19 protein-coding genes and 1 tRNA gene are annotated in these 17,279 nt (G+C 61.7%); 14 read left to right on the top strand and 6 right to left on the bottom strand.

Features of this window, described 5'->3' with window-relative positions:
• Positions 1-315: 315 nt before the first annotated feature.
• The gene (locus ACJJVR_RS07755; RefSeq protein WP_405403544.1) at positions 316-1,680 is read right to left on the bottom strand and encodes an aminotransferase; all 1,365 of its coding nucleotides are present in this window, start codon (positions 1,678-1,680) and stop codon (positions 316-318) included.
• Positions 1,681-1,818: 138 nt separating this feature from the next.
• Between ACJJVR_RS07755 and ACJJVR_RS07750 the strand changes: the two genes are divergently transcribed.
• From ACJJVR_RS07750 to ACJJVR_RS07730, 5 genes are read left to right on the top strand one after another with little or no spacing between them, the layout of a single operon-like run.
• A complete protein-coding gene (locus tag ACJJVR_RS07750) occupies positions 1,819-2,457 on the top strand; it encodes a TetR/AcrR family transcriptional regulator (protein WP_405403542.1) in 639 nt (212 codons plus the stop codon).
• Positions 2,454-3,335 (top strand): ABC transporter permease, encoded by an 882-nt coding sequence (locus ACJJVR_RS07745; RefSeq protein WP_405403540.1) that lies wholly within the window; start codon positions 2,454-2,456, stop codon positions 3,333-3,335. The genes ACJJVR_RS07750 and ACJJVR_RS07745 overlap by 4 nt, the downstream gene beginning before the upstream one ends.
• Positions 3,332-4,138: an ABC transporter permease gene (locus tag ACJJVR_RS07740; RefSeq protein ID WP_405403538.1), complete on the top strand. Its 807-nt coding sequence runs from the start codon at positions 3,332-3,334 to the stop codon at positions 4,136-4,138. Before ACJJVR_RS07745 ends, ACJJVR_RS07740 begins: the two co-directional genes overlap by 4 nt.
• A gap of 4 nt (positions 4,139-4,142) precedes the next feature.
• On the top strand, positions 4,143-5,228 hold the full coding sequence (locus ACJJVR_RS07735; protein ID WP_405403536.1) for an ABC transporter ATP-binding protein: 1,086 nt from the start codon (positions 4,143-4,145) through the stop codon (positions 5,226-5,228).
• 20 nt (positions 5,229-5,248) lie between these two features.
• A complete protein-coding gene (locus ACJJVR_RS07730) occupies positions 5,249-6,286 on the top strand; it encodes an extracellular solute-binding protein (RefSeq protein WP_405403535.1) in 1,038 nt (345 codons plus the stop codon).
• 63 nt (positions 6,287-6,349) lie between these two features.
• Here the strand turns inward: ACJJVR_RS07730 and ACJJVR_RS07725 are convergent.
• Positions 6,350-6,425, bottom strand: a tRNA-Lys gene (locus ACJJVR_RS07725).
• Positions 6,426-6,520: 95 nt separating this feature from the next.
• Here ACJJVR_RS07725 and dapF point away from each other — a divergent pair.
• From dapF to dxs, 6 genes are all read left to right on the top strand, one after another.
• Positions 6,521-7,348 (top strand): diaminopimelate epimerase, encoded by an 828-nt coding sequence (gene dapF / locus ACJJVR_RS07720; protein ID WP_405403534.1) that lies wholly within the window; start codon positions 6,521-6,523, stop codon positions 7,346-7,348.
• Entirely contained in the window at positions 7,345-8,598 is a 1,254-nt protein-coding gene (mtaB, locus tag ACJJVR_RS07715; protein WP_405403532.1) for a tRNA (N(6)-L-threonylcarbamoyladenosine(37)-C(2))-methylthiotransferase MtaB, read from the top strand. The genes dapF and mtaB overlap by 4 nt, the downstream gene beginning before the upstream one ends.
• 107 nt (positions 8,599-8,705) lie before the next feature.
• Positions 8,706-9,620: a histone deacetylase family protein gene (locus ACJJVR_RS07710; protein ID WP_405403531.1), complete on the top strand. Its 915-nt coding sequence runs from the start codon at positions 8,706-8,708 to the stop codon at positions 9,618-9,620.
• Positions 9,617-9,853 carry an exodeoxyribonuclease VII small subunit gene (locus ACJJVR_RS07705; protein WP_405403529.1) on the top strand — a complete coding sequence of 79 codons (237 nt, stop codon included), beginning with the start codon at positions 9,617-9,619 and terminating at the stop codon, positions 9,851-9,853. The genes ACJJVR_RS07710 and ACJJVR_RS07705 overlap by 4 nt, the downstream gene beginning before the upstream one ends.
• Complete coding sequence (locus tag ACJJVR_RS07700) at positions 9,853-10,716, top strand: polyprenyl synthetase family protein (protein ID WP_405403528.1); 864 nt, start codon at positions 9,853-9,855, stop codon at positions 10,714-10,716. Before ACJJVR_RS07705 ends, ACJJVR_RS07700 begins: the two co-directional genes overlap by 1 nt.
• 26 nt (positions 10,717-10,742) lie before the next feature.
• Positions 10,743-12,668: a 1-deoxy-D-xylulose-5-phosphate synthase gene (gene dxs / locus ACJJVR_RS07695; RefSeq protein WP_405403527.1), complete on the top strand. Its 1,926-nt coding sequence runs from the start codon at positions 10,743-10,745 to the stop codon at positions 12,666-12,668.
• Positions 12,669-12,695: 27 nt separating this feature from the next.
• Here the strand turns inward: dxs and fliP are convergent, their stop codons facing one another.
• The 4 genes from fliP to fliF are packed head-to-tail and all read right to left on the bottom strand — an operon-like array spanning position 12,696 to position 15,797.
• Entirely contained in the window at positions 12,696-13,439 is a 744-nt protein-coding gene (gene fliP / locus ACJJVR_RS07690) for a flagellar type III secretion system pore protein FliP (RefSeq protein ID WP_405403526.1), read from the bottom strand.
• Positions 13,403-13,660 carry a FliM/FliN family flagellar motor C-terminal domain-containing protein gene (locus ACJJVR_RS07685; protein ID WP_042245210.1) on the bottom strand — a complete coding sequence of 86 codons (258 nt, stop codon included), beginning with the start codon at positions 13,658-13,660 and terminating at the stop codon, positions 13,403-13,405. The genes fliP and ACJJVR_RS07685 overlap by 37 nt, the downstream gene beginning before the upstream one ends.
• Positions 13,648-14,223 (bottom strand): hypothetical protein, encoded by a 576-nt coding sequence (locus ACJJVR_RS07680; protein ID WP_405403524.1) that lies wholly within the window; start codon positions 14,221-14,223, stop codon positions 13,648-13,650. The genes ACJJVR_RS07685 and ACJJVR_RS07680 overlap by 13 nt, the downstream gene beginning before the upstream one ends.
• A complete protein-coding gene (gene fliF, locus ACJJVR_RS07675; protein ID WP_405403523.1) occupies positions 14,220-15,797 on the bottom strand; it encodes a flagellar basal-body MS-ring/collar protein FliF in 1,578 nt (525 codons plus the stop codon). The genes ACJJVR_RS07680 and fliF overlap by 4 nt, the downstream gene beginning before the upstream one ends.
• A gap of 117 nt (positions 15,798-15,914) precedes the next feature.
• On the opposite strand from fliF, the gene fliL reads away from it, so the two are divergent.
• The 3 genes from fliL to ACJJVR_RS07660 are packed head-to-tail and all read left to right on the top strand — an operon-like array spanning position 15,915 to position 17,273.
• Complete coding sequence (gene fliL, locus ACJJVR_RS07670; protein WP_405403521.1) at positions 15,915-16,391, top strand: flagellar basal body-associated protein FliL; 477 nt, start codon at positions 15,915-15,917, stop codon at positions 16,389-16,391.
• On the top strand, positions 16,388-16,738 hold the full coding sequence (locus ACJJVR_RS07665; protein ID WP_405403519.1) for a hypothetical protein: 351 nt from the start codon (positions 16,388-16,390) through the stop codon (positions 16,736-16,738). The genes fliL and ACJJVR_RS07665 overlap by 4 nt, the downstream gene beginning before the upstream one ends.
• A complete protein-coding gene (locus tag ACJJVR_RS07660; RefSeq protein ID WP_405403518.1) occupies positions 16,731-17,273 on the top strand; it encodes a MotE family protein in 543 nt (180 codons plus the stop codon). The genes ACJJVR_RS07665 and ACJJVR_RS07660 overlap by 8 nt, the downstream gene beginning before the upstream one ends.
• Positions 17,274-17,279 lie beyond the last annotated feature (6 nt).

The raw sequence follows: 17,279 nt of genomic DNA, 5'->3' as shown, positions 1-17,279 counted from the left end.
AGCAACGGTGGTTGGCTGAAAACGCCAAAACGCGCGCGCCTCAAACAGGCAGGAAATTCCCCGACGGCCACTGCGCCGTCCCTCCGAGCAGCAAATCTCCGACGAGTTTTTCAACAGCATCAGCCCACTCTATGAGTTCGTACTGTGGGGTACGTGGATTCGTATCGCAGGGAATACAGCCGGATCGATAAATACTACCCCCGCGTGGGATGAGAGCCGGCCATCCACCTAAGCCGCATAGAGGGTTTGTGGTCGCATTTGCGTTTCACGGCAAACGGTGATCACTCACAGCGTTTTAGTGAATTATCCCCCGTGTTACTGCTTGGCTGCAGCCTTCATGATTCCCGCGCGCAGGATCGAAACCATCGTGTCAATTTGCGGTTTCGTTATCGTAAGCGGCGGCGACATGACGCAAGAGTTATAGATCGGACGCACGAGCAAGCCAAGGTCCTGACATGCTTCATCCACCTTTGAGGCGAAAGCGCAGTCGCGGTCTTCGTCGGGATTGCTGGCGTCAAGTTCGCATTCGACACCTGCCATAAGACCCACGACGCGCACGTCGGTTACAACAGGCAGATCGCTCAGGGAGTTCATGGCAGTGGCGAAATAAGGCGCGATGTCGCGCACATGTTCAAGCAACCTATTCTTTGCAAAGAAGTCGAGGTTCGCCATAGCGCAGGCCGCCGACGCGGGGTGGCCAGAATAGGTAAAGCCGGACGTGAACGCGCGATACTCGTTCGTTGACGCATTGATGTTGTTAATCAACCGGTCTGAAATAAGCAGTGCACCCATCGGCAAGTATCCCGATGTCAGGCCCTTGGCCGTCGTGATCATGTCGGGCTCGACTCCAAAGACGTCCTTGGATGCAAAGTGGTATCCTAGCCGTCCAAAGGATGTAACAACTTCGTCTGCAATAAAGAGAATGTCGTATTTTCGACATATCTCATGGCATCGCTTAAAGTACCCTTCTGGTGGAACAATCACACCACCCGAACCCATCACGGGCTCAGCGATAAACGCACCGATTTTATCTGCGCCCACCTCAAGGATTTTATCTTCCAGTTCCGTGATTAACATGTCTCCGAACTGGGCAACCGATGTCCCCTTTGGACGATTCTTAGGTTTGGGGTTGGAGATGAAATGGCAAAGGCCCTCTGCCATGTCCATATGAGCCTTTTCACTTTTCTTGCCCGAAACACTGCTGCTCAGATAGGTACTGCCATGATAGCCATTCACACGAGAGATGATCTGCTTTTTATCAGGGCGACCAAGGCAGTTATTGTAGAAAAAAACAAAGCGCAGCGCTGAATCGACAGCCGTAGACCCACCCGTGGTAAAAAATACATTGTTCAAGTCACCAGGCGCGATGCTGGCGAGACGTTGGGCTAATTTCGTCGTGACGGGCGCAGACATCGTCCAAGGCGAAAAGTAGGAAAGCTCACCCATTTGTTTCACAACCGCGTCGATGATTTCGCGGCGACCATGGCCGACGTTGACGCACCACATACCGCCTGGACCGTCGATAAGGCTATTGCCCTCAGCGTCCTTGACGTAAATGCCTGAACTGCCTTTGAGCACGGTTGCCTCATTCTGTCCAATTGCGGTGACATCCTGCCAAGGGCGCACGATGTGACTGTCTTCGCTGCGGACGGCGGTCGGGCTGTTTGATGTAGCTATCATGATGTGTCCTATCAAAGATCGCGAGTTGTCGCGACGCGTTGTTGCGACTTGGCAGCGCATTGTTGCCATTTTTATAGTCAGTTTTAATTTTGTAAGCAACTACAATATTTCTTGATTTTTGCCCCGAACCGCGCTTACATGGCTGTCATGGGATTACGTGAACAACAAAAAATCGAGCGAACGCAGCTTATCCTTGACGCTGCAGCCGAGTTATTCGGGCGCGACGGATTCGAGGCCGTGAAGGCTGAACAAATCGCCGAACAGGCGAAGGTCTCGGTCGGGACGCTTTACAACTATTTTCCGGGCAAGAACGAGATTCTGATGACCCTGATCGCCATGGAAAATGAGCGGCTTGAGGATATCGGGCAGGCATTCGCGCCGAATTTTGATGCACCTGCGGCTGACGTCTTCAGCGCCTTTCTTCTTCAATACTTTGCACCGGAAACGGTGCTCTTGAACAAGGCGCTTTGGCGTAAGGGTTTCGCAATCTCGTTTGCGGACGTCACATCAGACGAAGCACGACGCCTGCGTCGGTCTGACCGCGTCCTGAGTGATCATGTCGTGGCATTGGCAGAGGGCCTGCGGTCACGCGGCATGTTAAGGCCTGACCTGGATAGCACAGTTTTTGGCAGGACGCTTTTTAACAACGCGAACATGATGTTTCTCGATTTCGCCCGTTCGGAAAGCCGAACCTATCAAGATGTAACGGAAGGAATTGAATCCATGACGCGTGCACTAGTCGCGATTGCATTACCCCCAAAGAAACTGAAAAAATGATAAAAAGCCTACAGCTGGATTCCGATGCGCGACGCGGATTGTCGCAAATTAGTATGCCATTTGCGTTCTCGATCCTGTTGTTGGCAGCACCCCTTGCTATATTGCTCGCGATGAGCTTCTGGACGCAGGATTTCCTGACGCTGGATCGCACGTTCACGCTCGCCAATTTCAAAGAGACGTGGACCAGCCCGATCTATCGGACATTGATGCTGCGTTCACTCAAGATATCGATCATCGTCACTGTGATCACGGTCGGCCTTGCGTATCCGGCGGCCTATTACATGTCGTTTATAGCGCCCGATAATCGCAAGGCATTGCTGGTGTTCTTGATCACCATCCCGTTTTGGACCTCCTACCTAATGCGGATCTTTCTATGGAAGGTCATTCTTGGATTCAACGGGGTGGTTAACGGATCGCTTATGGGGTTGGGGATTATAGAAGCGCCGCTTGATTGGATAAGCTACAATCAGTTTGCTGTGATTATCACATTGAGCCATGCATGGCTGCCTTTTGCGGTACTGCCAATTTTTGTGGTGATGGAAAAGGTAAACCGGTCTTATCTTGAGGCCGCCCAAGATCTTGGCGACACACCGTTTCAGCGGTTTCTGCGGATCACGTTGCCGCTGTCCATGCCCGGCGTTGTTGCCGCCACGCTAATTGTCTTTATCCCGACGATTGGTGACTACGTGACGCCCAAGCTGGTCGGTGGACCAGACGGGTTGATGATCGCCAACATGATCGAAATTCAGTTCAAGAATGCCAATAATGCCCCGTTGGGGTCCGCGCTTGCCTTATCAGCCCTGATATTGGTCAGCAGCGTTGCAGGCATTTTCGTCTGGCTTAATCGTCGCTACCTGAAAGCAGAGGGCGCGGCATGAGCAGGCGCATTCTCACAGCGTTCATGTTCGTTTTTATTATCTTCCTTTATGCTCCGACCATATTTTTGCCAATCTTTGCTTTCAACGACAGTAGCATCATCGCATTTCCGTTGTCCGGGTTCACGTTTGACTGGTTCAAATCGTTGGGCGCTGCAGATGAGCTGCGCAAAGCCGCCGGGACCAGTCTTATCATTGCTTCCGTCAGTTCTATAATCGCAACCACGCTTGGTCTATTGGCGACGTCAGCGACGGTTCGATACCGATTTCCCGGCAAAGGTCTTGCGGTCGGCGCGATCATGCTGCCGATGTTTTTGCCTGAAATCATCATCGGTGTTTCCTTGCTGACCGTTGTGCTTCTGGCGGGGTTCAAGCTCTCGATCTACACGATTATTATGGGGCACGTATTGATCTGCACGCCATTTTGTATCGCAATTCTACGTTCGTCGTTTCAGCAACTTGATCCCAGTTTGGAAGAAGCATCGCTCGATCTCGGTGAATCCCGCGTTAATACATTTCGGAGGGTGACGTTGCCGTTGATCATGCCCGGTGTGATGTCCAGCCTTCTCATAGGCTTCACCATTTCGCTGGATGAGTTTGTGATCGCCTTTTTCCTCTCAGGAACCGAACCGACACTGCCAGTCTACATCTGGTCGCAGCTGCGTTTTCCCCAGCGAATCCCCAGCGTGATGGCCCTCGGGACGCTTCTGCTGATCCTGTCGGTCGTCCTTCTGACACTTTCCGAATGTCTAAGGCGGCGCAGCGCGCGTCGGCTTGGTCACAGAGCAACAAGCGGGGCTTTGTAAGGCGATGATCAAACTCTCCAACATCGAAAAATATTACGGCACGTACCACGCACTGCGCGGCGTGAACTGCCACATCAAGCAAGGTGAGTTCTTTTCGCTTTTGGGCCCATCAGGCAGTGGCAAGACAACGCTGTTGCGCACCATCGCAGGGTTTGAAGGGATCGATTCCGGCACTGTAACGATTGGCGGACAGTCAATGGCCGGGGTGCCGCCGAACATGCGGCCTACAAACATGGTGTTTCAAAGCTACGCTATTTTCCCACACATGAGTGTGGCGCAGAATGTAGCTTACGGACTTCGCTCGAAACGTCTGGACAAGGCCAGAACGGCCGAGATGGTGGCGGAGTCATTAGGGAAGGTGGGCCTTGCAGGCTACGGCGAGCGTGCCGCCCATGCGCTGTCGGGGGGGCAGCGCCAGCGGGTTGCTTTGGCACGCGCACTGATTCTCAAGCCGAAGGTCTTGCTTCTGGACGAGCCGCTTTCCGCGCTCGACCGCAAGCTTCGCGAAGAGATGCAATCAGAGCTGCGCCGGTTGCAACGCAGCCTTGGGATCACCTTTGTTCTGGTGACCCACGACCAAGAAGAAGCGCTGACAATGTCGGACCGCGTTGCCGTGATGTTTGAAGGGCAGATCGCGCAACTGGACACTCCACATGCGCTCTACAAGCGACCCGCCTCCAAACGTGTGGCGGAGTTCTTTGGCGCGATGAACATCCTTAAAGCTGATGTCCTTGAGGTAAAGGGCGACATCGCGACCACCAGGATCGAAGGGCTTGGTGTCGCTGATCTTGTGTTCAACCCACAACAGGCAGCCGACGCATCAGGGTCCTACTGTGCGGGGGTGCGCCCTGAATTGATGACCATTCTGGACGATGGCGCGATGGCTTATGACAAAGAGACGCCCGCAATCGTGACCGATGTCGAGTACCGTGGAGAGCTGACGTATTACGACGTCAAATTCGAAGGCTCTGACACACCGGTTGTCGTGTCGATGCGCAACACCAGCAACCGCCAAATGAGAACAGTCGGACAACAAGTCCGCATCGGCTGGGAGAGCGCGTCGGCGGTTCTCTTGCTGAATAAAATATGAACCAACACCGGAGGCTATGAATGCTGAGAACCTTGAAACTAACGACGGCGGCAATCGCTGTCGTTTCCTTGCCAACCTTTGCCAAAGCGCAGGAACTGATTGTTCTGGATTGGTCCGGCTACGAAGACCCCGGCTTTATCGGTGCCTACGTCAAGGAGCATGGTGGCACACCGAATTATTCATTCTTCGGTGAAGAGGAAGAGGCTTTTCAAAAGTTGCGGGCCGGTTTCGAGGTCGACGTCGCACACCCCTGCTCGCAGTCCGTGTCGAAATGGCAGCTGGCCGGTTTGATTGAGCCGCTTGATACCTCGCGCATTGATCGATGGGATGACGTGAACGAAATCAAGGAAAGATTCGTGATTGACGGCAGTTATTACATGCTGCCGACCGACTGGGGTACGACGTCCTTGGTCTACCGCACCGATCTGGTGGATGCGTCCAGGATGAATAGCCTTCAGGTGTTCCTGGACGCTCAATACGCAGGCCGCATGTCCCTGCCCAACAATGTTGATGATGTTTACGCGCTCGCGTTTCTGGCCACAGGGATCACCGACTGGACTGCAGCGACGCAGGAGCAGTTTGAGGCCGCCTCTGCGTGGTTGCGTCAGGCGCACCCCAATGTCTTGACATACTGGGCGGACGGCGCAGAGCTGGATCAGCTGATGACCACGGGCGAAGTAACTGTCGCATGGGCTTGGAATCAAACGCCTACGAACCTTTTGAGCGAGGGCATACCGGTTGCCATCAACCGTGAGGCCACCGAAGGGTCCTCAACGTGGTTCTGCGGCTATGTGAACGTGGTTGACGGACCAAACACTGAAGACTTGATGTACGACTTTTTGAACGCATGGATGGAGCCTGCTTCAGCCGAATATATCGTCAACGAATGGGGCTATGGCCACGGCAACCAGACCGCCATTGCGGCCTTGCCTGTGGAAACACTGGATCGTATCGGCCTTGGCCCTGTTTCCGCGCCAGTACTGGCACAGGCTCCGCTCGATAATCGGCTGCGCGAGCAGATGATTGTCGAATTCGAAAATATCAAGGCTGGTTTCTGAAAAGAGCCAGTACCGACCCAGGGACGCAGCCTAACGGCTGTGACCAGTCACAGTAGGATACAGTGGTGAGCCCAACAGGATTCGAACCTGTGACCCACTGATTAAAAGTCAGTTGCTCTACCAACTGAGCTATGGGCCCATCACGAGGCGGTTCCTATGGGGGGTGGCCGTTGGCGTCAAGCGCAAAAATCAATCCATCTGGCGGAATCGGTCGATGCGGCCTATATCGCCGCCATGACGTATTCTCATTCGACCGGGCTGCCCTTTCTCAAGATGCATGGGCTGGGCAACGACTTTGTGGTGATGGATCTGCGCGGCGGGCTGGCCCGGCCGGACGCGGGCCTTGTCGCGCGCATCGCGGACCGCCATCGCGGCGTGGGCTTTGACCAGCTGGCCGGTGTCGAGGATTGTGACGACGCCGACGCGCGGCTGGTGTTCTGGAATGCCGACGGGTCGCTGTCGGCGGCCTGCGGCAATGCCACGCGGTGCATCGCGCGCTGGCTGATGGACCAGACGGGGGCCGGGTCGCTGCGCCTGCGCACCGATCACGGCGTTCTGCTGGCTGAGGATGCGGGCGGCGGCCTGACGCGCGTGAACATGGGGCCGCCGGTGCTGGACTGGCAGGCGATCCCGCTGGCGCGCGATGTCGACATCGACCATCTGCCGATCGCGGGCGGCCCGGTGGCGACGGGTATGGGCAATCCGCATGTGACGTTCTTTGTCCCCGATGCGGATGCGGTCGATCTGGACCGGTTCGGCCCTGAACACGAACATCACCCGCTGTATCCGCAGCGCACCAATGTCGAAGTCGTACAGGTCCTGTCGCGGAGCGAGATCCGGCTGCGCATCTGGGAGCGCGGGACGGGGCCGACGCTGGCGTCCGGGTCGTGTTCCTGTGCGGCAGTGGTGGCCGCCGTTCGGCGCGGTCTGACCGATCGGCGCGTCACGGTGCACGTGCCCGGCGGACAGCTGTCGATCGACTGGCGCGAAGACGGCGTCTGGATGGAGGGTCCGACCGCCATCGTCTTTCACGGCACCCTGACGCCCGCGTGGCTGTCATGAGCGCGCCCGTCTTTTCCACCTTGGGCTGTCGCTTGAACGCCTATGAGACCGAGGCCATGCGCGAGATGGCCGCGGCTGCGGGCCTGTCCGGCGCGGTCGTCGTGAACACCTGCGCCGTCACCGCCGAGGCCGTGCGCAAGGCCCGCCAGGAGATCCGCCGCCTGTCGCGCGAGAACCCCGGCGTCCCGGTCATCGTCACCGGCTGCGCCGCCCAGACCGAGCCCGAGACGTTCGCCGCCATGCCCGAAGTGACCAAGGTCATCGGCAACCACGAAAAGATGCAGCCCGACACATGGGCGTCCCTGCGTGCCCCCGACCTGATCGGAGAGACCGAAAAGGTCGTGGTCGACGACATCATGTCGGTGCGTGAGACGGCGGGCCACCTGATCGACGGGTTCGGGCGGCACCGTGCCTATGTCCAGGTCCAGAACGGCTGCGATCATCGCTGCACCTTTTGCATCATCCCGTTCGGGCGTGGCAATTCGCGGTCGGTTCCGGCGGGCGTGGTGATCGAGCAGATCAAGCGTCTGGTCGACCGCGGCTTCAACGAGGTCGTGTTGACCGGAGTGGACCTGACCAGTTGGGGCGCCGACCTGCCGGGCACGCCGCGGTTGGGCGATCTGGTCATGCGCATCCTGCGGCTGGTACCGGACCTGCCGCGCCTGCGTATCAGCAGCATCGATTCGATCGAGGCGGATGAGAACCTGATGCTGGCCATCGCGACCGAACCGCGCCTGATGCCGCATCTGCACCTGTCGCTGCAGGCGGGCGACGACATGGTGCTGAAGCGGATGAAGCGCCGCCATCTGCGCGACGACGCCATCGCGTTCTGCGAGGAGGCGCGGCGACTGCGGCCCGACATGATCTTTGGCGCCGACATCATCGCGGGTTTTCCGACCGAGACCGAGGCGATGTTCGACAATTCGCTGAAACTGGTGAATGACTGCGGCCTGACCTTTCTGCATGTCTTTCCCTATTCGGCGCGCAAGGGAACGCCCGCCGCGCGGATGCCCGCCGTGGCCGGACCCGCGATCCGTGACCGGGCCGCGCGTCTGCGGGCCGCGGGTGATGCGGCCCTGCGCGCGCATTTGCAGGCGCAGGTGGGGCGCACGCATCGCGTGCTGACCGAAGGTCCGCGCCTTGGCCGGACCGAACAGTTTGCCGAAGTCACCTTTGCCAGCGACCAGCCCGAGGGCGCGCTGATGACCCTGACCATCACCGGTCATGACGGGCACCGCCTGACAGTCTGACGCAAGGGGGGCGCTGCCCCCAGTTCGGCTGGGTATTCCCGCAAAGCAGAAATGGCGGGTTGTGGGGACGCGCGGCGGCTTTTAGCCTGTTGGTCCGGAGGAGATGAATGACCGTGATCCTGTATTCCCATGACAGCGCCCGCCGCCATGTGACGCCCGAAGGCCACCCTGAGCAGGTGGCCCGTTATGGTGCCGTGATGGCGGCATTGGAGGGACTGGCGCTGGACCGGCGCGAGGCACCGGTGGCCGACGATGCCGAGGTCCTGCGGTGCCATCCCGCCGCCTATCTGCAGGGGCTGCGCGATGCGGTGCCGCAGGCGGGCACGCGCCAGATCGATGCCGATACGCATCTGTCGCCCGACAGTCTGGAGCCCGCGTTGCGTGCCGTTGGCGGGGCCTGTGCGGCGGTCGACGCGGTGCTGGCGGGCGAGGCGCGCAGCGCCTTTGTCGCCATGCGCCCACCGGGGCATCATGCAGAGGCCGAGGTTTCGATGGGGTTCTGCCTGTTCGGCACGGTGGCGATCGCGGCAAAACGGGCGCTGGATCATCATGGGCTGGACCGGGTCGCGGTCCTGGATTTCGACGTGCATCATGGCAACGGCACCCAGGCATTGTTGTGGGACGAGGCGCGGGTGCTGTTCATCACCAGCCAGCAATCGCCGCTGTGGCCGGGAACAGGGGCTGTGTCCGAACGGGGCGCGCATGGGCAGGTGGTGAACCTGCCGCTGCCGCCGGGATCGGACGGGGTGCTGGCCCTGTCGGAATGGCGGACGGCATTGGCGCGGATGCGCGACCTTGCGCCGCAGTTGGTGCTGATCTCGGCCGGGTTCGATGCGCATCGCGACGACCCGCTGGCACAGCTGGACTGGGACGACGACGATTACGCCGCGTTGACGCGCGAGATCCTGGCGGCGGCGGGCGGGGCACCGGTGGTATTCTGCCTGGAAGGCGGCTATGATCTGGGTGCCTTGGGTCGCAGCGTGCGGGCCCATGTCGATGTGCTGCTGGAGGCCGATCAATGAGCGATATCAACACCCTTTCGTTCGAGGACGCCATGCGCGAGCTGGAGGCCACGGTCGGCAAGCTGGAAACCGGAGAGGCGACGCTGGAGGAATCCATCGCGCTGTACGAACGCGGCGCCGCCCTGCGGGCCCATTGCGAGACCCGCCTGCGCGAGGCCGAGGAGCGGGTTGAAAAGATCACCCTAACCGCCAACGGCCAGCCCGCCGGCACCACCCCCGTCGAGGGTATGTGATGCAGGACCGCCTTGCGCGCGTCCGGACCGATGTTCAGGCCGAACTGGACCGCGCCATCGCGGCATTGCCGCCCGGCGATCTGCGCGATGCGATGGCCTATGCGGTCCAGGGGGGCAAGCGGCTGCGGGCCTTTCTGGTGATGGAATCGGCGTGGTTGCACGGGGTGTCCGACGATGCCGCCCTGCCGGTGGCGGCGGCGGTCGAGGCGCTGCATGCCTATAGTTTGGTCCATGACGATCTGCCCGCGATGGACAATGATGACCTGCGGCGCGGCCAGCCCACGGTGCATGTCAAATGGACCGATGCGACCGCAATCCTGGCTGGCGATGCGTTGCAGACGATGGCGTTCCATCTGTTGACCGACCCGCGGATCGGTGCGGCCGATGCCCAGGTGCGGCTGGTGTCTGCACTGGCGCAGGCGTCGGGCGCGTCGGGCATGGTCTGGGGGCAGGCGCTGGACATTGCCGCGGAAACTGCGGGGACGCCGCTGGACCTGGATGCGATCACCGAACTGCAGGGCGGCAAGACCGGCGCGCTGATCCGTTTTGCGGCGACCGCCGGGCCGCTGATCGCGGGCGACGACCCTGCGGCGCTGGACCAGTATGCGGTCGCGCTGGGGCTGGCCTTTCAGATCGCCGACGACATCCTGGACGTGACCGGAGACGAGACCGTGACCGGCAAGCGCGTCGGCAAGGATGCCGATGCCGGCAAGGCGACCTTTGTGTCGTTGATGGGGCTGGACGGCGCACAGGCCGAGGCGCGGCGACGTGTCGCCATGGGCACCGACGCCTTGTCGCAATATGGTGATGACGCCGGGAACTTGCACGATCTTGCGCGTTTCGTTATCGAGCGCGACACTTGAACGCCCGCCCCGGAGGAGGGCCAGCCATGACCGATCGACCCAAGACGCCGATTCTGGACCGCGTTAGCCTGCCGTCGGATTTGAAGACACTGACCGACGGGCAACTGCGCCAGCTTGCCGATGAGCTGCGGGCCGAGACGATCAGCGCCGTCAGCGTGACCGGCGGCCATCTGGGCGCAGGCTTGGGCGTGGTGGAACTGACCGTGGCACTGCACGCGGTGTTCGACACGCCGCGCGACAAGCTGATCTGGGACGTGGGTCACCAGTGCTATCCGCACAAGATCCTGACCGGGCGGCGCGACCGCATCCGCACCTTGCGGATGGGCGGGGGCCTTGCGGGGTTCACCAAGCGCGCAGAGAGTGCCTATGACCCGTTCGGTGCGGGGCATTCGTCGACCTCGATCAGCGCGGCGCTGGGCTTCGCGATGGCGCGCGAACTGGGCGGCGATCCGGGCGACGCGATCGCGGTCATCGGCGACGGTGCCATGAGCGCCGGCATGGCCTATGAGGCGCTGAACAACGCGGGCCACGAGGGCAAGCGCCTGTTCGTAATTCTGAACGACAACGAGATGTCCATCGCGCCACCGGTCGGCGCCATGTCATCCTATCTGACGCGTCTTTATGCAGGGGGTCCGTTCCAGGAGCTGAAGGCTGCGGCCAAGGGGGCCGTGGGCCTGTTGCCCGACGCCCTGCAGGAAGGGGCGCGTCGCGCCAAGGAAATGCTGAAGGGCATGGCCGTTGGCGGCACCCTGTTCGAAGAGCTGGGCTTTTCGTATATCGGGCCGGTCGACGGGCATGACATGGAACAGCTGCTGCCGTTGCTGCGCACCATACGTGCGCGGGCCGACGGTCCGGTCCTGATCCATGTGGTGACGAAAAAGGGCAAGGGCTATGCCCCGGCCGAGGCCGCTGCGGACAAGGGCCATGCGACCGCCAAATTCGACGTCGTTACCGGCGTTCAGGCCAAGGCGAAATCGAACGCGCCCAGCTATACGGCCGTTTTCGCACAGGCACTGATCGACCAGGCTGGGCGCGACGACCGTATCCTGGGTGTCACCGCCGCGATGCCGGACGGGACGGGTCTGAAACAGTTCGCGCAGCGGTTCCCCCGGCGGTGTTTCGACGTGGGCATTGCCGAACAGCATGCCGTGACCTTTGCCGCCGGTCTGGCCGCGGGGGGCATGAAGCCGTTTGTCGCGATCTATTCGACCTTCCTGCAGCGTGGCTATGACCAGATCGTGCATGACGTGGCGGTCCAGAACCTGCCGGTGCGATTTGCAGTCGATCGGGCCGGGTTGGTGGGCCAGGATGGCCCGACCCATTCGGGGGCCTATGACACCGCGTTCCTGGCCAACCTGCCGGGATTTGTCGTGATGGCCGCCGCGGACGAGGCCGAACTGGTTCACATGGTCGCCACCGCCGCCGCCCATGACAGCGGCCCAATCGCATTCCGGTTTCCGCGCGGAGAGGGCACCGGAGTCGAGATGCCGGAACGCGGCCAGATCCTGCCCATCGGCAAGGGCCGCATGATCGCCGAGGGCAAGGGCGTGGCCATCCTGTCCTTTGGCACCCGCCTGTCCGAAGTGATGACCGCCCGCGAGGCGCTGATGGCGCGGGGCATCACGCCGACCGTGGCCGATGCGCGCTTTGCCAAACCGCTGGATCGAGACCTGATCCTGCAGCTTGCCCGCGACCACGAGGCGCTGATCACCATCGAGGAGGGTGCCGTGGGCGGCTTTGGCAGCCATGTTGCGCATCTGCTGGCGGAGGAGGGGGCCTTTGACCAAGGGTTGCGGTTCCGGTCGATGGTCTTGCCGGATGCGTTCGTGGACCATGACGCGCCACGCGCAATGTATGACAGCTCTTGCCTGAACGCCCAGCATATCGAGGACAAGGTTCTGTCCGTGATGGGCGTCCAGTCACTGGCCGCGCGGCGGACCGACCGCGCCTGACATTTGTCGGCTGATCCCGTTCAGGGGTCAGCCGGTTGCATAACTGCGCACCAGCGCGCCTGCGATCATTCCCCAGCCATCGACCACGACAAAGAACGCCAGCTTGAAGGGCAGCGAAACCACCACCGGGGGCAGCATCATCATGCCCATCGACATCAGTACCGCCGCCACGACCAGATCGATGATCAGAAAAGGCAGCGCGATCAGGAACCCGATCTCGAATGCGCGCTGAATTTCGGACAGCATGAAAGACGGGATCAGCACGGACAGGCGGTCGTCGGGTCCGGTGCCGGGGGCGATCTCGGCCAGGTTGGCCAGGGTGTCCGGGTCGGTGCGGGCGGCCATGAACCCCTCGAACGGAACGATGCCACGCTGGAATGCCTCGGCGATGCCGATCTGACCTTGTTGAAGGGGCAGGCCGGCTACGGTCCATGCCTCGCGCAGGACCGGGTCCATGATGAACCAGGTCAGAAAGATCGCAAGGCTGACGATCAGCATGTTTGGCGGCGACTGCTGCAGGCCGATGGATTGACGCAGGATCGACAGGACCGTCACGATGAACGGAAACGCGGTCACCATGATCGCGATGCCGGGCGCCAGCGACAGCGCCGTCAGCACCAGGACCAGTATCACGGCGTTGTCGCCCAAACCCTCGCCCAAGGCGCTGCCCAGGTCCTGTGCCAACACCGATGATGGCAACAGGGCCGCGACCGCGACAAGGGCCGCGGCGCGGATCACGCCGCCCCCGTCGCGCCCAGCACGCGCACGCACAGCCGGTCCTCGGCCGAGCCGTCGCCTGTCAGTTCACCCCGCGCGATGACCTTGTCGCCCACGCAGATCTCGACCCCGTCCTCGATCGCCTGGTCCAGGACCAGGATGTCGTCTGCGCGCAGCGAGGACAGCTGCGAGACCGTCTGGCGTGTTCGGCCAAGGCGGATGGTCACCTCTACCTGAATGGTGTCGGTGTCGATCAGATGTTTCAGTGCGTCCATGTGCTGTCCTCCTGGGTGATTTCCGCGATCAGGGCGCGGATGTCGCCCGCGATGCTGTCGGGGGTAAAGTCGATGTGTCCGCCCTGCAGCGTCACCGTGATCAGGTCCTGCGGCACCGTCGCGACGTCGATGCCCTCGAGGCCCGCTTGCGTCAGGCAGCGGCGAACCATGTCAGCCAACCGGTCGCTGCACGCGATACGCAGGCTGACGGGGGCGGCGCGTTGTGCCAGATGGGTCAGTTCAGTCTGAAGTGCTTCCTCCAGACGGCGCGACGACAGCGGGGGGGCCATCAGATCCAGAACCTGGTGCAGGATCGGGGTCAGGGCATCGACCGCCTCCTGGCGCAACTGGCGGCGGTGGGCCTCGTCGGCCGCAAGGCCTGCGGCGACCTGCGCCAGACTGGCGTCCAATGCGCGCAACTGATCGTCCTGTGCCTGCGCGCTGGCCTGTGCCATGCCGTCGGCAAATGCCTGGTCAAGGTCGGCCTGGGTATAGGTCACCTCGACCCTGCGGGCTGCAACCGCGTTCGAAAACGATTCAAGCTTGAAGAGGGCCAGGCTCAATTCACCTTCTCCTTGTTGTCGATCCAGCCGGACAGGATCTTGACGCTCTCATCATGGCGGTCCTTCATCATCGCCTTGAGCCGGGCAACCGGATCGGCGGGCGGTAGCGCCAGTTGCTCAAGGCCTGGAAACTCGATCGGCACGATCCGCGGGTTGTCCGGCGAGGCATCATCGTCGATCATGCCCGTCAGACCGCTCATCATCGGCGGCATCGGTGGCAGGCTGTTGTCAAGCATCGGGACCGGGGCGGGCGCACGGTTGCGCATCATTGGACGCAGCACCATCAGGATCACAGCCAGCGCGAAAAAGCCGATCAGCGCGATGCGAGCCAGGTCGTTCAACGCCAGTCGGTCCAGAAAGCCCGGTGCGGCAAGGGTGCCGTTTTCGCCCAAGGCGGCGAAGGGCAGCGACTTGACCGTGATTTGGTCGCCGCGCGCCTCGTCATACCCCACGGCGGACGCGACCAGTTCGCGCAGGGTCTGCAACTCGGCCTCGGGACGCGGAGTCAGGGTCGTCTCTCCGTCGGCACCGGCCTGCGGGACCCCGTTCACCAGCACTGCGACAGTCAGGCGGCGGGTCGAGCCGGGCTGGCGCTGAACTTCACGGGTCGTGCGGCTGACCTCGAAATTGGACTGCGTGCGGTTCTCGGCGCGACTGCTTTGGCTGGTGTCGCTTGGCTGCTCCTCGGCATCGGGCAGGTTCGAGGCGGCGGTGACCGCCCCCGTTCCGGTCGAATTGCTTTCGTCCGTCGTTTCCTCGGTCACGGTCGAGATCAGGGCGCGGGCCTCGGGGTCATAGCGCTGTTCGGTCAGCAGCTCGGTTTCCGTCAAGAGGTCTAGGTTCAGCTCGACGATGGCATTGCCGATGCCGACATGGGGTTCCAGGATGCGCTCGACGTTGCGCTTCATCTCGGCCGCACGGTCCGCACCGGTCTGATCCTCGGTCGCAGCGATGATGCCGCGCTGCGAATCGATAACGGTCACGCGGTCTGGCTGCATGCCGGGCACACCCGATGATACCAGGTATTTCAGCGCTGCGGCCTGTTCGCGGGTGATCGTGCCACCGCTGGTCGTCAGTGTGACGGACGCGCTGCCGTTCTGCTCACGGCGATACCCACGACCGCTCTCGATTGCCAGATGGACGCGGGCGGACTGGACGTTGGGCAGGGCCAGGATGGTTCGCGCCAGCTCTCCCTCCTTGGCGCGCCAATAGGCGGCGTCGAACATCTGCGACGTGGTGCCGAACCCCGACATGCCGTCCAGCAATTCGTACCCTGTGCTGCCGGCGGCGGGCAGGCCCTCGGCCGCCAGATCCATGCGCAGACGGTCGCGCTGATCGGCGGCCACATAGATTGCGTCGCCGCGCACCTCATAGGGAACGCCGGCGCGTTCGATGCCGGCGATGACCTCGCCGGCCTGCGCGCTGTCCAACCCACCATAGATCAGGGCCATGCTGGGGCGGCTGGCCATCCAGCCGAACCCCGCGATCACCAGGAACGTCCCAAGAAAGGCCGCCCCCAGGATCATCCGCTGTCGAGAGCTTCGCTCGTTCCAGTAGTCCTGCAGTTTTTGCAAAACCGTTCCTTTCGAATCATCGCGTCATGGTCGTCTGACCCTGAAATGACATGGGCCACGTTAAGATTTGGTTAGTCGCGACCTGATATTTCGGTCTGGTCAGGACGGAGAATCACGATGACCGACATTGTTGCGGCAGCCCCCGAAAAGGCCTCCGGAAAGAAGGGGTTGCTAATCCCGCTCGTGGCGACGCTTGTGCTGGGCGGGGCGGGATTCGCCTCCAGCTATCTGGAATTTTGGTCGCCATCCGGCATGCTTTCGGGCCCTGAGGCCCCGGTCGCGTCGACCGAGCATATGGCCGTCGAATTCATCGACGTGCCCACGATCGAGATCGTGATCCCCGGCGGCCGTGCCCGCAGCCTGATCATGTCCGCCACGATCGAGACCGACACGACACACAAATCCGAGGTGACCCACCTGATGCCGCGCGTGTCGGACGCCTTCACGACCTTCCTCTCGGGTGTTGATCCGGCGGCCTATGAAAAGCGCGGCGTCCTCGAGGTGATCCGCGCCGAACTGGTTACGCGCACGCGTTTTGTCCTGGGCGAAGAGCCGGTCAAGGACCTTCTGATCACGGAGTTTCGATTCAAATGACCTTGGAGCAACTGATGCAGCTGATGCTGCTGGCGGCCTGCGTGGGCCTTGGGGTGTTCTGCGCCACCCTGGCCCGACGGCTGCGGCGGATGAACAACCTGGAAAGCGGCCTTGGTGGCGCCATCGCCGTCATGGCCGCCGAGGTTGATCGTCTGGAACGTGCCATCCGGTCCGCCCGCGACGAGGCGACTGCCGCCAGCGAGCGCCTGGCCGACGAAATAGAGACCGCGCGCCGCGAACGCGCCATCTGGGACTTGCGTCAGCGGATCGGCGCCGCCGCCTCCGAGGCACCCCAGCCCATGCCTTCGGGCCGCCGCCTGCGCAAGCGCGAGGTGTCCCATGGCTAGGCATCTTCTGCCTGCGCTGACATTGCTGTTCGCGCTGCCGGCCGGCGCGATGATCTGGCAGGGTCAGGATCTGTCACGGGTCTTTGCCGCCGTCGCCGCGCCCGCCGATCTTCTGGACGGCTGTGGCGATGTCCCCGAGGCCGTTGCTCTGGCTGAGGAACTGCGCGATCGCGCGCTGCGCATCGAACGCTATATGGAATCCATCGATGCCCGAAAGGCGGAGCTGGCGCAGGCAGAGGCTACGCTGCGCGAACGTCTGGCCGAACTGCGCGCCCAAAAGGGCAGCATCACCGCCCGCCAGGATGGTGCGACCCAAGCCGTGCGTACCGACATCGACCGCCTGATTGCATTGTACAACCAGATGAAGCCCGCCGAGGCGGCCGCAATTCTGACCAACCTGCCGGCCGATTTTGCGGCTGAGATCCTGATGCGCGTCCAGCCCGAAACGGGCGCCCGCATCATTGCCGCGGTAGAGCCGCGTCAGGCCGCCCTGCTGACCGCCCAGATGGGCGCGCGCAGCGTCCGCAACCCATAAGGAACC

Origin of the sequence: Paracoccus sp. Ld10, from assembly GCF_045064235.1 — a bacterium.
Classification (GTDB): Bacteria; Pseudomonadota; Alphaproteobacteria; order Rhodobacterales; family Rhodobacteraceae; genus Paracoccus.
This window is presented reverse-complemented; position numbering and strand designations above follow the sequence as displayed.